Consider the following 16,034-nt stretch of genomic DNA (forward strand, 5'->3'; position numbering starts at 1 on the left):
TAATCATGGAGCCACTTTTGCGCTCTGAGCTACTTGAGGACAAAAAGTATACATTGCGCTGCATTTTATAAAATAAAAAAATTAGAATAAAGTTACCCTCCTAAACATACCATGTTTTATAGAGAAAGTTTACCTCGGAATAAAAAGATGGTCACTGAAGGAGGGTATTTGCTTGTACAAAAGGGTAGAAAGTGGAGGATATAAAGTATTATTATTTATAAGTTTATTGGTTATTCTTATTTCACTGGTATTAGTGAGTAGAGATGGTATGAAGAATTATTTGCTTAGTGGGTTTTATGAAAATTCATTTCAAAGAGAAATACCTCTTATGGATGTGAAGAGTGCATATAATGAAGGAAAGAGTGGTACATCATCTAGATTATTCAAAATCATTGGAAGTGGGTTAAGTAGAGAACTTAACTTGTTGGGAGTAGGTTATGTACAAGCTCAAGGTGTAAATAATGAAAGTATAGCAACTTCAGCAGGTGCAGACCCCAAAAGAAATACAGGCAACGATGAGTTCAGTTTTGATTACGGGACATATGAAAATAGAGGTATTAAAGTGAATAGAAGATATAGTGATAAAAATCTTGTTGCTGGAGTATATAATCCAGCGCTGGTGTTTAATTATCCAACAAACAAGCCTCAAGTATTAATATACCATACTCACAATGGAGAAGGGTATGGAGCGAATAAAGCAGATGAAAGGGATAATGACAAAAACGTTGTAGCTGTTGGAAATGCATTAACAGAAGAATTGGAGAATTATGGAATAATGGTGATTCATGATACAACAATTCATGATGATAAAGACTATGATAAAGCATACTATGAGAGTGTGAAGACAATGGAAAAATACCTTGATAAATATGGTGATATGGATTTAGTTATTGATATTCATAGAGATGCAGTTGATAATAAAGCTGCAGTTACTACAAGGCTAAATGGAAAGGATGTAGCAAAGATAATGTTTGTTTTTGCAAGGGAAAATGAACATTTTCAAGATAATTATAAAGTAGCATCTGATTTATTAAAAATAACAAATAGTTTATATCCAAGTTTGCTACGTGGTGAAGGAGAGTTCTATAGAAATCATGGTATAAATTATTACAACCAACATAAAAGTAAAGGAGCAGTATTAATAGAAGTTGGAGCTCATACAAATAAACCCCAAGAAGCAAAAGAAACTGCTAAATATCTTGGAAGAATTATGGCAGAGTATCTATACAAAAAATACACAGAGGTTTAGTCAGATTGTTTAAATAGCCCAATCGCTGCGTCACTACGGCTCTCTGTGCTGCTCATGTACCAAATACGTACACTGCGCTGCTCGTTCGCCGAGTTCCTTGACCTTGAACTATTTAAACAGTCTGACATTTTAAAGAAAGACATAAGAGTGAGAACAATATATTGAACAGTAGTTTGAATAAATTGTTTAAATAGCCCAATCATGGCGTCACCCATTCTCAATTATTTTTAAGTGTTGTTTAATGTAAGTGAAATATGATATAATTTAGTTTAGTGTAGGAAACCTATGATATTAGGTTTCTTTTTATTTATATTTATAGAGAATAAATTAATATGCCATTATCTATGGTAACTCATTTATATATAGTTTGATTTTTCAGGTTATAATAAATGATATGCCTTAGCATAGATAATGAAGAAATTAAAATTAAAAACAAACGATACGGGGGTTTAAAGATGCTTAACAAAGAGAGAATAAGGAATTTCTGTATTATAGCACATATAGATCATGGTAAATCTACTTTAGCTGATAGACTACTAGAGAAAACAGGAACTTTGACTAAGAGAGAAATGGAAGAACAGATACTTGACTCTATGGAACTTGAAAGAGAAAGAGGTATAACAATTAAATCTCAAGCTGCCAGAATGGTTTATAAAGCAAAAGATGGACATGAGTATACTCTTAATCTTATTGATACTCCAGGACATGTCGACTTTAACTATGAGGTATCAAGAAGTTTGGCAGCCTGTGAAGGTGCTGTTCTTGTAGTTGATGCATCTCAAGGAATTCAAGCACAGACATTAGCAAACACATATCTTGCTGTTGAGAATGATCTTGAGATTGTACCAGTCTTAAATAAGATTGATTTACCAAGTGCAGAGCCAGAAAGAATAATACATGAAATTGAAGATGTAATTGGTATAGAAGCGGCAGAAGCACCACAAATTTCAGCTAAAACTGGGTTGAATATTGAAGATGTATTAGAAGCTGTTGTGGAGAAAGTACCAGCTCCAAGTGGAGATGAGAATAAACCACTAAAAGCCTTGATATTTGATTCTTCTTATGATACTTATAAAGGTGTTGTAAGTTATGTAAGAGTTATGGATGGGACAGTTAAAAAAGGAACTAAGATTAGATTTATGGCATCAGATAAAGTTTATGATGTTGTTGAGGTTGGAGTATTTAGTCCAGGATATAGAGCAATGCCAGAATTATCTGCAGGAGAAGTTGGATACATTTGTGCTTCTGTAAAGAATGTTGCAGATGCTCATGTTGGTGATACTATAACAGAAGCTAATAATCCATGTGATGAGAGTTTACCAGGTTATAGACCAGCAGTACCAATGGTGTTTAGTGGTATTTATCCAGTAGATGGAGCTAAATATGAAGAGTTAAAAGAAGCATTATTGAAGTTACAACTTAATGATGCTGCACTTCAGTTTGAAGCTGAGACATCATTAGCTCTTGGATTTGGTTTTAGATGTGGTTTCTTAGGATTACTTCATATGGAGATTATGCAAGAGAGAATAGAAAGAGAATTTAATATCGATATAATCACAACAGCTCCATCCGTTGTATACAAAATTGAAAAGACTAATGGAGATAAGTTTGAACTTACAAATCCTACAAATATGCCTGATCCTTCAGAAATAAAAAGAATGGAAGAGCCAGTTGTAAAGGCTTCTATCATAACTCCATCTGATTTCGTTGGATCTATAATGGAGCTGTGCCAGGAAAAAAGAGGCGTATTCATAGATATGCAATATATTGAGCAAACTAGAGTTGTAATAAACTATGAAATACCTTTAAATGAGATTGTATATGATTTCTTCGATAACTTAAAATCTAGAACTAAAGGATATGCTTCCTTTGATTATGAGCTTAAAGGATATGAAGATACTGCACTTGTTAAGCTTGATATTCTTCTTAATAAGGAAAAGGTTGATGCTTTCTCAATGATCGTTCCAGAGTCTAAGGCTTATGCTAGAGGAAAAGCAATGGCTGAAAAACTTAAGGAAATCATACCTAGACATCAATTTGAGATTCCAATACAAGCTACAATTGGTGCTAAGGTTATCGCTAGAACTACTGTTAAAGCGCTTAGAAAGGACGTCCTTGCTAAGTGTTATGGTGGAGATATTTCTAGAAAGAAGAAACTTTTAGAGAAGCAGAAAAAAGGTAAGAAGAAAATGAGACAAATGGGATCAGTTGAGGTACCACAAGAGGCGTTTATGGCGGTACTTAAGATTGATGAAAAATAAATAAGGTATATGAAGATACCTAAGTGGAGGATGAGTTGTATGAGCATAAATCAGGAAAAAGCGCTCTACGTTCATATTCCCTTCTGTAAGAAAAAATGTGATTATTGCGATTTTCCATCATATAGTGGAAAAGAAGGGCTTATGGTGGAATACACTAAAGCCCTATGCAATGAGTTAAAAGAATATAAAGACTTTGTTTTTAAAACAATATTTATAGGTGGGGGTACTCCCACCTATTTGTCTTATGAATGTATTTTAATGCTGAAAGAAGCATTTGAAGATATTCATATAGCAAAAGATGGTGAATTCACAGTAGAAGGGAATCCAGGAACATTTACAATAGAGAAGTTAGAAGAGTTCAAGAAAATGGGAGTAAATAGACTTAGTATAGGATTACAAGCATTTCAAAATGAACTATTAAAGGGAATAGGAAGAATACACTCTGAAGAGGAATTCATGAAAAGCTATAAAATGGCCAAAGAAGTAGGCTTTAATAATATTAATGTTGATCTTATGTTTGGGTTACCAGGGCAAACTATGGAACAATGGAAAGAAAGCTTAAAAAAAGCTGTTGATTTAAAAATCAATCATATATCAGCTTACTCACTTATAGTTGAAGAAGGGACCCCATTTCATAGAAGAGAAAAGAACGGGTTACTTGATACTCCATGTGAAGAAGTTGAGAGAAAAATGTATGAATACACAAAGGAGTACCTTGAAAAGGTTGGATATAATCAATATGAGATATCAAATTTTTCAAGGGAAGGAATGGAGTGCAAACATAACCTAGTCTACTGGAATTTAGAGGATTATATAGGATGTGGTTCTGGTGCCCATTCATTTATTGATGGAAAAAGAATTCAAAACACTGGTAATCCTGAAGAGTATATCAAACTAGTTAAGAATAATGGAACGGGAACAGTAGATTCATTCAAAAACTCATTAGAAGATACCATTGAAGAGTTCATGTTTATGGGATTAAGAAAAATTGAAGGAATTAATAAATTAAATTTTAAAAGAAGGTTTGAAAAAGACATTTACAGTATATATGGAGATATAATTAGTAAGCATGTTAATAATAAATTAATTGAAGATGATGGAGAGAATATAAAACTTACACCACAAGGAATTCAGTTGTCTAATATGGTAATGAGCGACTTTATATTGGATAAAGCTTAAAAGCGAGCTTTATCTAAATGTAGAATGGATAATGGATAATTGATAATTGATAATGTAGAATGATGGATGGTTCTGACTAAAGTCAGAACCTATTTTTTGTAGGGAAACAATAGGCATTTGCTTGTTTCATTTTTAATGTAAAAGTTACATTTTGAATTAACGGGTTAAATTAAAAAGAATAATTTCAAATTAATAATAGTAAGATATCAATCATTATACTTTCATTTGGCGTGGTTAATTTATACATGAACAACGGAATTATTAATAATGTTATAACATATCCCATATGGGTGTTGTTAGAGAGCGGTTCAGTATTTATAGCTGTTTTTTAAATGATACTTGGATATTTAATTATTACAGTTTTTATAAGGACAATAAAAACTTATAGATATAGTTAATTCAAAATATTCATATGTTATGACATAAAAGACAAGTAATGATGTGAACAATTTTATTCATTTTATTTTAAAGAACTGCAGTGCTTTGAAAGTTTACATTTGGTTCATAAAGCTGAAATATGGCTTGGAATCAAGCTTATATTTCGATGAATTATGGGAAGTGGATAAAATGCGAATAAAATCAAGTAATTGATAAAAAAAGAGAGATATTTTGATGTAATGAGCATAAAAGGCGAAAATCAATTTAAAAACAAAAAATATGGATTTGACTTAAAATGAATTTAGTGGTAATTTTTATTTATAGTCATTAGCACTCGTTAATGGTGAGTGCTAATAAAGAGGTGGTAAATGTGTTAAGTGAAAGAAAACTTAAGATTTTAGAGGCCATCATCAAAGATTATATCGAAACAGGAGAACCAGTTGGTTCGAGAACATTGGCCAAAAAATATAACATAGGTATTAGTTCAGCAACAATAAGAAATGAAATGGCTGATTTAGAGGAAATGGGATACTTAGAACATCTACATAGTTCTTCAGGAAGAATTCCTTCTGATAAAGGATACAGGCTTTACGTTGATAAACTTATGAGCATTCAAAGGCTTCCTGTTGAAGAAGAGATGATGATTAAAAATAGAATGTTATCGTCAGCTATTTATGAAGTTGATAGATTGGTAAAAGAGGCAACTATTGTGCTTTCTAAAATTACTAAGTTAGCAACGATTGTTAAAGCACCTTCTGTAAGAAAGAGTTTTATAAAAAGAGTTCAAATATTACAAATAGATGAACAAAATGTTTTAATGGTATTTGTAACTGATAGTGGACTTATAAGAAATAATGTTATAAGTGTTACAGATTATATTGATGAAAAAATCATAGAGAAGATAAATAGGATACTTAACCTAAGACTTGTTGGATTAACTATCGATGATATTGATCTTGAAGTAATTAATAATTTACAGAACGATTTAGTAGATTATGAGGAAATTTTTAAGGCACTTATACCTGCTCTTTATAAGAGTTTAAAAAGTATAGAACCGTCTAAGGTTTATACAGAAGGTTATTCAAATATACTAGATTACCCTCAATTCCAAGATGTTGATAGAGCTAAGGATTTTTTAAATCTATTAAGTGATGAGGAGAGTTTAAAAGAACTCATTAAAAGCCCTGAAGTTGGGGACAATAATTTATCAATAACAATTGGAACTGAAAATTATATTGAAAGTGTCAAAGAGTGTACGATTATTACTGCCAATTACAAAATCGGTGGAAGGGATTTAGGTTCCATTGGAGTTGTTGGTCCAAGAAGAATGAATTATGAAAAGGTAATAGCTACTTTGAATGAGATTGTCAATGAGTTAAATATAAATATAAAGACATCTTATAACAGAGAATCTTCGGATGACTATGATAATGAATGATGATATGGAGGAATAGTTGTGGAAAAGAATTCTAAAGAGAATAATGTTTGTGAAGAAATCGAAAAAGATCTTGAAACTAATGAAAATTGTGAAGTAGATGAAAAAGAAGAAAATGATGTTGAAGAATCTCTAGAAAACAGTGAAAAGAATGAAGATCTAGAATTTGAAGGAATGGAAGAAGACGACATGGGAAAAAAATATAATAAACTTAAGGAAGAAAATCAGAAAAATCTAGAAGAGGTTAATCTTTTAAATAATAAACTTAAAGCAGTTCAAGATACACATATAAGAACTACTGCTGAGTATGAAAATTTCAGAAAGAGAACTGTTAAAGAAAAAGAACAATTATATACTGATGCATGTTCAGATGTTCTTAAAGAGGTTTTCCCTGTAGTTGATAATTTGGAAAGAGCTTTAGCTCTTACTCATGAAGATAGTTCACTTAAAGAGGGAGTTGAAATGACATTAAAGCAATTCAATTCTTCTCTAGAGAAGTTAGGTATAAAGGAAATAAGCACAGAAGAAAAATTTGATCCTAATTTTCATGAGGCTGTTATGCATGTAGTTGATGAAAATTATGGTGAAAGTCAAATTATTGAAGTATTCCAAAAAGGATATATTAGAGGAGAAAAAGTTCTTAGATTTAGTATGGTAAAAGTAGCTAACTAATAAAGTAGCTAATAAATATATAAATGGAATTAATATTAAACTTGAATATTAACTTCGAATTAGAAAATTTAAAATTGAAACAGTAAAATTAGGAGGTAAATAAAATGGGTAAAATAATAGGAATCGATTTAGGTACAACAAATTCATGTGTAGCAGTTATGGAGGGTGGCGAGCCAGTAGTTATTTCAAATGCTGAAGGTTCAAGAACGACTCCTTCTGTAGTATCATTCCAGGCTAATGGAGAGAGATTAGTAGGTCAGGTTGCTAAAAGACAATCAATTACTAACCCTGATAAAACTATAATGTCTATTAAGAGAGAAATGGGAACAGATCATAAGGTTAACATAGATGGAAAGGATTATACTCCACAAGAACTTTCAGCTATGATTCTTCAAAAGATTAAAAAGGATGCTGAAGCATACTTAGGAGAGACAGTTACAGAAGCAGTTATAACAGTTCCAGCTTACTTCAATGATAGTGAAAGACAGGCAACTAAAGATGCTGGTAAAATTGCTGGATTGGTTGTAAGAAGAATTATAAACGAGCCAACAGCTGCTGCTTTAGCATATGGTTTAGATAAAATGGATACAAACCAAAAAGTTCTTGTATATGACCTTGGTGGTGGAACATTTGACGTTTCAATATTAGAACTTGGAGATGGAGTGTTTGAGGTTCTTTCTACAAATGGTGATACTAGATTAGGTGGAGATGACTTTGATCAGGCTTTAATCAATCACTTAGCTGAAACTTTTAAAGCTGACAATGGTATCGATTTAAGAAATGATAAGATGGCTTTACAAAGATTAAAAGAAGCTGCTGAGAAAGCTAAAATTGAATTATCTTCTTCAATGCAAACAAATGTAAACTTACCATTTATAACAGCAGATGCTACTGGTCCAAAGCATATCGATTTAAATATCACAAGAGCTAAGTTCAATGAATTAACTCATGATTTAGTGCAAAGAACAGTTGAGCCAATGAGAAAAGCTTTACAAGATGCTGAATTAAGTTTAGATGGAATAGATAAGATACTTTTAGTTGGTGGATCAACTAGAATCCCAGCTGTTCAAGAAGCTGTTAAAAAGTTCACTGGTAAAGAACCATCAAAAGGAATCAACCCAGATGAGTGTGTTGCAGTTGGTGCAGCAATTCAAGCAGGTGTATTAACTGGAGAGGTTAAAGATGTATTATTACTTGATGTTACTCCTCTTACACTTGGTATTGAAACTTTAGGAAGTGTTGCAACTCCTTTAATAGAAAGAAATACAACTATCCCAGCTAAGAAGAGTCAAACATTCTCAACTGCTGCAGATGGTCAGACTTCTGTTGAAATAAATGTTGTTCAAGGTGAAAGAAAAATGGCTAGTGACAACAAGACTTTAGGAAGATTCACTTTAAGTGGAATCGCTCCAGCTCCAAGAGGAATCCCTCAAATCGAAGTTACATTTGATATCGACGCTAATGGTATTGTTAATGTATCTGCTAAAGATAAAGGAACTGGAAAAGAAGCTAACATCACAATTACAGCTTCAACTAACTTATCTGATGATGAAATACAGAATGCTGTTGATGAAGCTAAGAGATTTGAAGAAGAAGATAAGAAGAGAGCAGAAGAAATCGAAACTAAAAATAATGCTGAGCAGTTAGTTTACCAAACTGAGAAAACATTAGAAGAGTTAAAAGATAAAATTGAAGCAGATGATAAAGCTAAGATAGATGAGAAATTAAATGCACTTAAAGCTATTAAAGATGGTGAAGATATGGAAGCAATTAAAAAAGCTTCTGAAGAATTATCACAAGAATTCTATGCAGTATCAGCTAAATTATATCAAGATGCTAACCCAGAAGGTGCTGGATTCAATCCAGAAGATATGGCTGGTGCAGCAGGAGCAGCAGGAGCAGGAGCAGAACAACCTAAGCATGATGATAATGTAGTAGATGCAGACTTTGAAGTAAAAGAATAATTATGATATAGTAATATAATGTGTGTGTGGTCATGTACCACACACACATGTATTTGTTAAGTAGAAACTAATTTTAGGTGGTGAATTGCTAGAGATGTCGAAAGAGTACTATGAAGTTCTTGGGATTGAAAAAGATGCAAGTGAAGCTGATATCAAAAGAGCTTTTAAAAAACTGGCTTTAAAATATCACCCAGATAGAAATCCAGATGATAAAGAAGCTGAAGAAAAATTTAAAGAGATAAACGAAGCATATCAGGTGCTTTCTGATCCAGAGAAAAGATCAAAATTTGATAAATATGGAACTGTAGATTTTGATGGTGGGTTTGGTGGATTCGGTGGCGGCGGATTTGATTTTGGTGATTTAGGTGATATATTTGGTGATATTTTTGGTGGTAGAGGTGGAGGATTCGGTGGTAGAAGTAATCCTAACGCTCCAAGAAAAGGCGCTGATATAGAAACAAGAATAAATCTTACTTTTGAAGAAGCTGTTTTTGGTGTAGAAAAAGAAATAACCATCAATAAACATGAAAATTGCGATACTTGTAAGGGTAGTGGAGCAACTCCAGGGACATCAGCGAAAACATGTGATGTTTGTGGGGGTAGCGGTGTTGTTATGCAAAGAGCTAATACTGCATTTGGTTCATTCTCAACTCAAACTACATGTAATAAATGTCGTGGTAAAGGTAAGATTATTGAATCTCCATGTGTGAAATGTCATGGTGTAGGTAAAGTTAAAAAGAAAAAAACTATTTCAGTTAAAATACCTGCAGGTGTGGATAGTGGAAATGTGATGCCGTTAAGAGGACAAGGTGAACCTGGAACTAATGGGGGACCAAATGGTGATTTATATGTAAATATCAGAGTTGCTCCTTCTAAAGTGTTTGAAAGAAAAGGATATGATATCTATATAGATGAACACATTTCTTTCCCGAAAGCTGTTCTTGGAGTGGCGCTTGATGTTCCAACGGTTGATGGAGATGTAACTTATAACGTTCCTGCTGGTACACAAGCTGGTACAGTCTTTAGATTAAAAGGTAAAGGAGTGCCAGTTGTTAATGGAAGAGGTCGTGGGGATCAATATGTTAAGATCATTGTAGATATTCCTAAGAAACTTAACCAAAAGCAAGAGGAAGCTCTTAAGAGTTATATGGAAGCTTCAGGAGAAGAATACAATGGATCTGATGAGGACAAAAAAGGATTCTTTAAGAATATCTTTAAGTAAAACAAATTGTGAATTGAGAATTGTGAATGAAGGAAGCTTCTGCCCGGTGGGCAGAAGCTTTTATTGTATTAAAAAGAATAGATAGCTCTCTTTTTTAAAATGATGTTGAAAAATGTACAAGCACCTTAAGTCATGAGATATGAATATGCATTACTATCAATCATTTATAAATAACTTTCTTATTGGACGAAACAAAAACATAAATACAATAAAAGCTAATATAAACTTAATTAATTCCATTTGAAATTTCTCCAACACTATTTTTATTAATTAACAAAATTAATATATTGTAATAATTATAAACTACATAATAAGCAGGTATTATTATAAGTTCTTTTTGGAATAAATATTTATAGATACAAACATAGAGGTAAAGCCAATTAAAAGTGCTAGTAAACATGGGATTAAATCTTGAATTATTTGAGGAAAAGGAAGTGTAATCTGGAAATTAATATTCTTAGATTGCAACCAGTGTATTATAATTGGAACTACAAAAGGGGACAGAAATATAAAAGTAAATCCTATATATTTTGTTTTCTCATAACCAAACTGATATTGAATTGGAATAATAATTCCCCAGAAAATAGTTATGATTAAAAGTGCTCTTCCAAGGGTAACAATATTTAGCCTCTCAATACCTATGGGGACTATAAAGGATGTAATTGTATATATAATATATATGCAAACAAAAATTACTAAGATAAATAAGTACTTTGCTTTTACTAATCTATTTCGTGTATAGGGAGTTGAACAAAGTAGGGCAGAAGCTTTATATTTATCTTCTGATATAGATACTGTATTGAATAACATATATTCAATAAAAATTACTGTAATAAAGAATTCTAAAAAACCACCACTGCTAAAATTAATTTTAGTAGTTATAAAAATTGGTGCTCCAACTGCAAAAATTAGCAAAATTAATAAATACTTTTTTACCAGTATAAAATCTTTTTTTACTAGGCTAAGCAACATTTACATTACCTCCTATATATGCCAACATTATATCTTCAATAGTTGGTCTTTCAATTAACACGCCATTCATTTGCTCGCGAACTACATTTTTTTTGTTGGTTAATCCTTCAAAACCATATTCAGTTTCTTGTAATGTTAAAAATAGTTTCCTTGTATGCTTATTAAGCATCTTCTTATCGCCCTTAACAAAACCATGTGTGTCTAACAATATATCTTTTTCTTCCATTAAAAGGATTTTACCTTTATCAATTAAAATAAGTACATCAGCTACTTTATCCAAGTCAGAGGTAATATGAGTTGAAAAAAATACACTTTTGCCATCCTCTTTCATAAACTCTAAAAGTATATCCATTAACTCTCTTCTCACCAACGGATCTAGTCCACTTGTAGGCTCATCCATAATCAACAAGTCAGCATGATGGGAAAGTGCCAAAGAAATAGCAAACTTCATACGCATACCTTTTGATAAAGTAGAAATTTCTTGATTGAGATGTAATTGAAAGCGCTTTATATAGCTTTTAAAAACAGATTCATCCCAATTTGAATAAGCTGGAGCAATAACACTTTTCATTTCCTTTATTGTCATATCTTCATAGAAATACCCTTCATCCAATACTAAGCCGATATGATTTTTTAATGCTGTTTCGTTTTTATCAACATCTTTTCCGAATAATTTAATACTTCCGGAATCCTTTAACACTAGACCAAGAATCGATTTTATTGTTGTGGTTTTTCCTGCGCCATTTATACCAATAAAACCAGTAATACAACCCTCTTGCAATGAAAAGCTTATATTATCCAAGCTAAAGGTATCGAAGTCTTTTTTTAGTCCATTTACCTCTAAAATTTTGTTCATTTCTTATTCTCCTCTACAAATAATAAATCCATCATTGAATACAGTTCAGTTTTTGAAATTCCAAGGGATTGAGCAGTGTTCCAGGCTTCTGTAAGTTGCACTTCCACCATACGCCGCTTGGATTCCTGTAAAAGCTCAAGGTTTTCTGAAGCTACAAATGAACCTTTCCCAATTTTTGTTGTAATGAAACCTTCTGTTTCGAGCTCGTCATATACTCTTCTAGTAGTAAGAACACTAACATGTAAGTCGTTTGCTAATCCTCGTATTGATGGAAGTAGTTCTCCTTCTTTTAACTCACGCTGAAGTATTGCAGCTTTAATTTGGTCTTTTATCTGCTGATATAAAGGTTTATCACTTACATTTGAAATAATAATTTTCATTAGAACCCCTCTCTGTTTTTACAACTGTTAATGTATAACATACACACCATACACATAATATACAATTAATTTTAAAAAATGTCAATATATAACTATTAAAAAAACAAATCAAAGCATATATTTTACATGAAATATATCTTTAATGAGATTAAAAAAAACATGGTTCAATCTAGGAAGATTAAAAAGTTATTTAGAATAATAATTCTTCTAGTGAGGATATATTCAAGTAGGGAGAGATTATTCTAAGTAAAAGTATTAAAATATACCTAAATATAGATATTCTGAAGAATGAAGAATATCTACAATATTTCTTCTTTGTTCTCTGTTCTCTGTTAATTGTTTTTTAATAAGGGTTCTTTTTCTTGGCTTAATACTGAATATGATTTATAATACTTAGAGATACTTTAGATAATTAGATATGATTAGGAGTGTTACATATGAATAAAGAATGGATAGAGATTACTGTACTTACATCTTCAGAAGCGGTTGAACCTGTGAGTGGATTATTTTACTCTTGTGGATTACAGGGAGTTTCTATAATGGATGTTGAAGAGATAAAAGAAATAAAAGCTAATAAGACTGCAACTAGTTATGATTATTTTGAAGATTCACTTTTAGATATGGAAGATTCAGCTATAATAAAGGGATATTTTGAGGATGATGAAAATTTCCCTAAGCATTTAGAATATATAACTAAAGGTGTTGAAGGGTTAAAGAATTATGGATTTGATATTGGAAGAGGTAAAGTTTTAAGTGAGAAAGTTAACCAAGAAGATTGGGAGAACACTTGGAAGAAATATTATAAGCCTACAAAGATAAGTGATAGAATAGTAGTGAAACCTCAGTGGGAGGAATATACACCTAAGAATGATGAGCTTGTTCTTGAGATGGATCCAGGGATGGCATTTGGAACTGGGACTCATGAAACTACCAGATTGTGCTTAAGGGGTCTAGAGAAGTATGTAGATGAAGATAGTACTGTATTTGATATTGGAACAGGTTCAGGAATACTATCTATTGCAGCAAGTAAATTAGGAGCTAAAAAGGCTATAGGTGTGGATCTAGATGAAATTGCAGTGGAATCAGCAAAGAAAAATGTTAGTTTGAATAAAATCGATAATGTGGAAATTTTATATGGTAACCTTATGGAAGTTGTTAAGGGAAAGGCTGATATTGTAGTTGCCAATATAATGGCTGATATAGTTATGATACTGGGAGAACAAGTTAGAGCATTTATGAAGGATGAAGGAGTATTTATTTCTTCTGGAATACTTGTTGTTAGAGCTGATGAGGTAAAGAATAAGCTAGAAAAATGTGGATTTGACATAGTTGATATAATTATAGATGGAGAATGGTGTTCTATTATAGCGAAATAAAGGAGTAATAGTTGATATGCACAAGTTTTTTGTAGACAATAAAGATATAATTGATAATGTGATTGAGATAGAAGGCGAAGACGTCAAACATATTTTTAAGGTGTTAAGATTAAAGGTTGGCGACAAGGTAGTTGTAAATAATCTTATTGGCCAAGAGTTTCTATGTGAGCTTACAGAAGTAAATAAAAAACAGGTCTTAGCAAGTGTCATTGAGGAACTTGAAATTAACAACGAAAGCCCTGTGCAGGTTGATTTGTTTCAAGGCATGCCAAAGAGTACAAAGATGGATTTAATTTGTCAAAAATGTACTGAATTAGGTATTAATAGTGTTACACCTATCATGACTGAGAGAGTTGTTGTTGAAAAAGGAAATTGGGATAAGAAACTAGAGAGATGGAGAAGAATTACTCTAGAGGCATGTAAACAGAGTAAGAGAACTCTTATACCTGTTATTAATGAACCTAAGGAATTCTCAGAATTATTAGAGAGTATAGTAGGGTATGACCTTGTAGTTGTTCCTTATGAAAATAAAGAAAATTTTGGACTTAAAGGGGTATTTAAGGACTTAAGAGAAAGTAATTCTTTAGAAAACATTGAGAAGGTTGCAATAATAATAGGACCAGAAGGTGGATATGAAGAAGATGAGATAAATAAACTTTCTGAAGAGGGATGTAAAATTGTTACTCTTGGCAAAAGAATATTAAGAACCGAGACGGCTGGTTTTACAGCTTTAAGTATTATTATGTATGAATTAGGAGATTTAGGAGGAATTTTATAATGAAAGTAGCTATTACAACATTGGGATGCAGGGTTAATGTTTATGAATCTGAAGCTATGCTTGAGATATTTAAAAAAGATGGATTCCAGGTTGTAGATTATGATGAATTTGCAGATGTGTATGTAATAAACACATGTACTGTGACAAATACTGGTGACAAGAAATCCAGACAGCTTATTAGAAGGGCAAAAAGAAAGAATGAGAAGGCTATAGTAGCTGTTGTTGGATGTTATTCTCAAGTGGCATCAGAAGAAGTTAAGGAAATTGATGGCGTTGATATTGTCCTTGGAACAAGGAATAAGAGTGAGATATTGTACTGGGTTAACAGAGTGATTGATGAGAATAAACAATTCGTAGTTGTTAATGATGTACTTAAAAATAAACAATTCGAAAAGTTAAAAATAGAAGAGTATAATGATAAGACTAGAGCTTTTCTTAAAATACAAGATGGGTGTAATAATTTCTGCTCTTACTGCTTAATTCCATATGCAAGAGGAGCTGTGTGTAGTAAAGATAGAGAGTTAATTCTAGAGGAAGCAAGAGAGTTAAGTAAAAACGGATTCAAAGAAATAATATTATCAGGTATTCACACAGCATCTTATGGGGTAGATCTAAAAGAAGATGTAGATTTAATGACAATAGTAGAAGATATTGATAAAATTCAAGGAATTGAGAGAATCAGAATAGGTTCTATCGACCCTACTTTCTTTACAGATGATATCATAAATAGATTAGATAAGGTTAATAAGATGTGCCCTCATTTCCATTTGTCACTTCAGAGTGGGTGTAATGAAACCTTGAAGAGAATGAATAGGAAATATACTGCTGAAAATTATAAGTTGTGTGTTGAAAAATTAAGAGAAGTAATGCCAATGGTTGCTATAACCACAGACATTATTGTAGGGTTCCCAGGTGAAACTAATGAAGAATTTGAGAAGACATATGAGTTTCTTAAAAATCTAAAACTAGCTAAGACTCATGTTTTTAGATTTTCACCAAGAACTGGCACAAGAGCAGCTAAAATGGATAATCAGGTAGATGGAAAAGTTTCAGCTGAAAGAAGTGCAAGACTTATAGAGTTAAATGAAGAAAATGAAAGATTGTTTATGGAAAAATTCATAGGAACTACTTCGAAGGTATTATTTGAAGAAGAAATTGGTGATGGTGTATATACTGGGTATACAGAAAATTATTTAAAAGTAAATGCTGAAAGTGTAAAAGATATTAATGGCTCCATAGAAGAAGTGAAAATTTCTGGTGTTGAAGATAACACGCTTATTGGAGAAGGTTTGAAATAAAATTGAAAATGTAT

General features: G+C 31.9%; 13 protein-coding genes. 10 read left to right on the forward strand and 3 right to left on the reverse strand.

All coding sequences use genetic code 11. The features are described 5' to 3' along the window. The first annotated feature begins 172 nt into the window (after positions 1-172). The 7 genes from KDK92_RS13675 to dnaJ all read left to right on the forward strand — a co-directional run bounded on the left by KDK92_RS13675 (position 173) and on the right by dnaJ (position 10,360). Positions 173-1,249: a stage II sporulation protein P gene (locus tag KDK92_RS13675; RefSeq protein ID WP_250859869.1), complete on the forward strand. Its 1,077-nt coding sequence runs from the start codon at positions 173-175 to the stop codon at positions 1,247-1,249. Between the two features lie 455 nt (positions 1,250-1,704). Continuing rightward, entirely contained in the window at positions 1,705-3,510 is a 1,806-nt protein-coding gene (gene lepA, locus KDK92_RS13680; protein WP_250859870.1) for a translation elongation factor 4, read from the forward strand. Between the two features lie 45 nt (positions 3,511-3,555). Then, positions 3,556-4,689, forward strand: a complete 1,134-nt coding sequence (gene hemW, locus KDK92_RS13685; protein WP_476739434.1) for a radical SAM family heme chaperone HemW — start codon at positions 3,556-3,558, stop codon at positions 4,687-4,689. 748 nt (positions 4,690-5,437) lie between these two features. After that, the gene (gene hrcA, locus KDK92_RS13690) at positions 5,438-6,505 is read left to right on the forward strand and encodes a heat-inducible transcriptional repressor HrcA (RefSeq protein ID WP_338115260.1); all 1,068 of its coding nucleotides are present in this window, start codon (positions 5,438-5,440) and stop codon (positions 6,503-6,505) included. Positions 6,506-6,523: 18 nt separating this feature from the next. After that, positions 6,524-7,174: a nucleotide exchange factor GrpE gene (gene grpE, locus KDK92_RS13695; protein ID WP_250859873.1), complete on the forward strand. Its 651-nt coding sequence runs from the start codon at positions 6,524-6,526 to the stop codon at positions 7,172-7,174. Positions 7,175-7,278: 104 nt separating this feature from the next. Next, on the forward strand, positions 7,279-9,138 hold the full coding sequence (gene dnaK / locus KDK92_RS13700) for a molecular chaperone DnaK (protein ID WP_250859874.1): 1,860 nt from the start codon (positions 7,279-7,281) through the stop codon (positions 9,136-9,138). Between the two features lie 94 nt (positions 9,139-9,232). Continuing rightward, positions 9,233-10,360, forward strand: coding sequence for a molecular chaperone DnaJ (gene dnaJ / locus KDK92_RS13705; protein WP_250859923.1), 1,128 nt, complete (start codon positions 9,233-9,235; stop codon positions 10,358-10,360). 324 nt (positions 10,361-10,684) lie between these two features. On the opposite strand, the gene KDK92_RS13710 is transcribed toward dnaJ, so the two are convergent. The 3 genes from KDK92_RS13710 to KDK92_RS13720 are packed head-to-tail and all read right to left on the reverse strand — an operon-like array spanning position 10,685 to position 12,568. Further along, the gene (locus KDK92_RS13710; protein WP_250859875.1) at positions 10,685-11,332 is read right to left on the reverse strand and encodes an ABC-2 transporter permease; all 648 of its coding nucleotides are present in this window, start codon (positions 11,330-11,332) and stop codon (positions 10,685-10,687) included. Beyond that, entirely contained in the window at positions 11,322-12,188 is an 867-nt protein-coding gene (locus KDK92_RS13715) for an ABC transporter ATP-binding protein (RefSeq protein ID WP_250859876.1), read from the reverse strand. The genes KDK92_RS13710 and KDK92_RS13715 overlap by 11 nt, the downstream gene beginning before the upstream one ends. Beyond that, entirely contained in the window at positions 12,185-12,568 is a 384-nt protein-coding gene (locus KDK92_RS13720; protein WP_250859877.1) for a GntR family transcriptional regulator, read from the reverse strand. The genes KDK92_RS13715 and KDK92_RS13720 overlap by 4 nt, the downstream gene beginning before the upstream one ends. Positions 12,569-13,005: 437 nt before the next feature. Here KDK92_RS13720 and prmA point away from each other — a divergent pair, with 437 nt between their 5' ends. Genes prmA through mtaB form a run of 3 tightly spaced genes read left to right on the forward strand, consistent with a single transcriptional unit; the run spans position 13,006 to position 16,020 of the window. Next, on the forward strand, positions 13,006-13,944 hold the full coding sequence (gene prmA / locus KDK92_RS13725) for a 50S ribosomal protein L11 methyltransferase (RefSeq protein ID WP_250859878.1): 939 nt from the start codon (positions 13,006-13,008) through the stop codon (positions 13,942-13,944). A gap of 16 nt (positions 13,945-13,960) precedes the next feature. Next, positions 13,961-14,722, forward strand: a complete 762-nt coding sequence (locus KDK92_RS13730; RefSeq protein WP_250859879.1) for a 16S rRNA (uracil(1498)-N(3))-methyltransferase — start codon at positions 13,961-13,963, stop codon at positions 14,720-14,722. Continuing rightward, complete coding sequence (gene mtaB, locus KDK92_RS13735; protein ID WP_250859880.1) at positions 14,722-16,020, forward strand: tRNA (N(6)-L-threonylcarbamoyladenosine(37)-C(2))-methylthiotransferase MtaB; 1,299 nt, start codon at positions 14,722-14,724, stop codon at positions 16,018-16,020. The genes KDK92_RS13730 and mtaB overlap by 1 nt, the downstream gene beginning before the upstream one ends. Positions 16,021-16,034 lie beyond the last annotated feature (14 nt).

This window comes from Oceanirhabdus seepicola (genome assembly GCF_023684385.1).
In the GTDB taxonomy this organism is placed as follows: Bacteria; Bacillota; Clostridia; order Clostridiales; family Clostridiaceae; genus Oceanirhabdus; species Oceanirhabdus seepicola.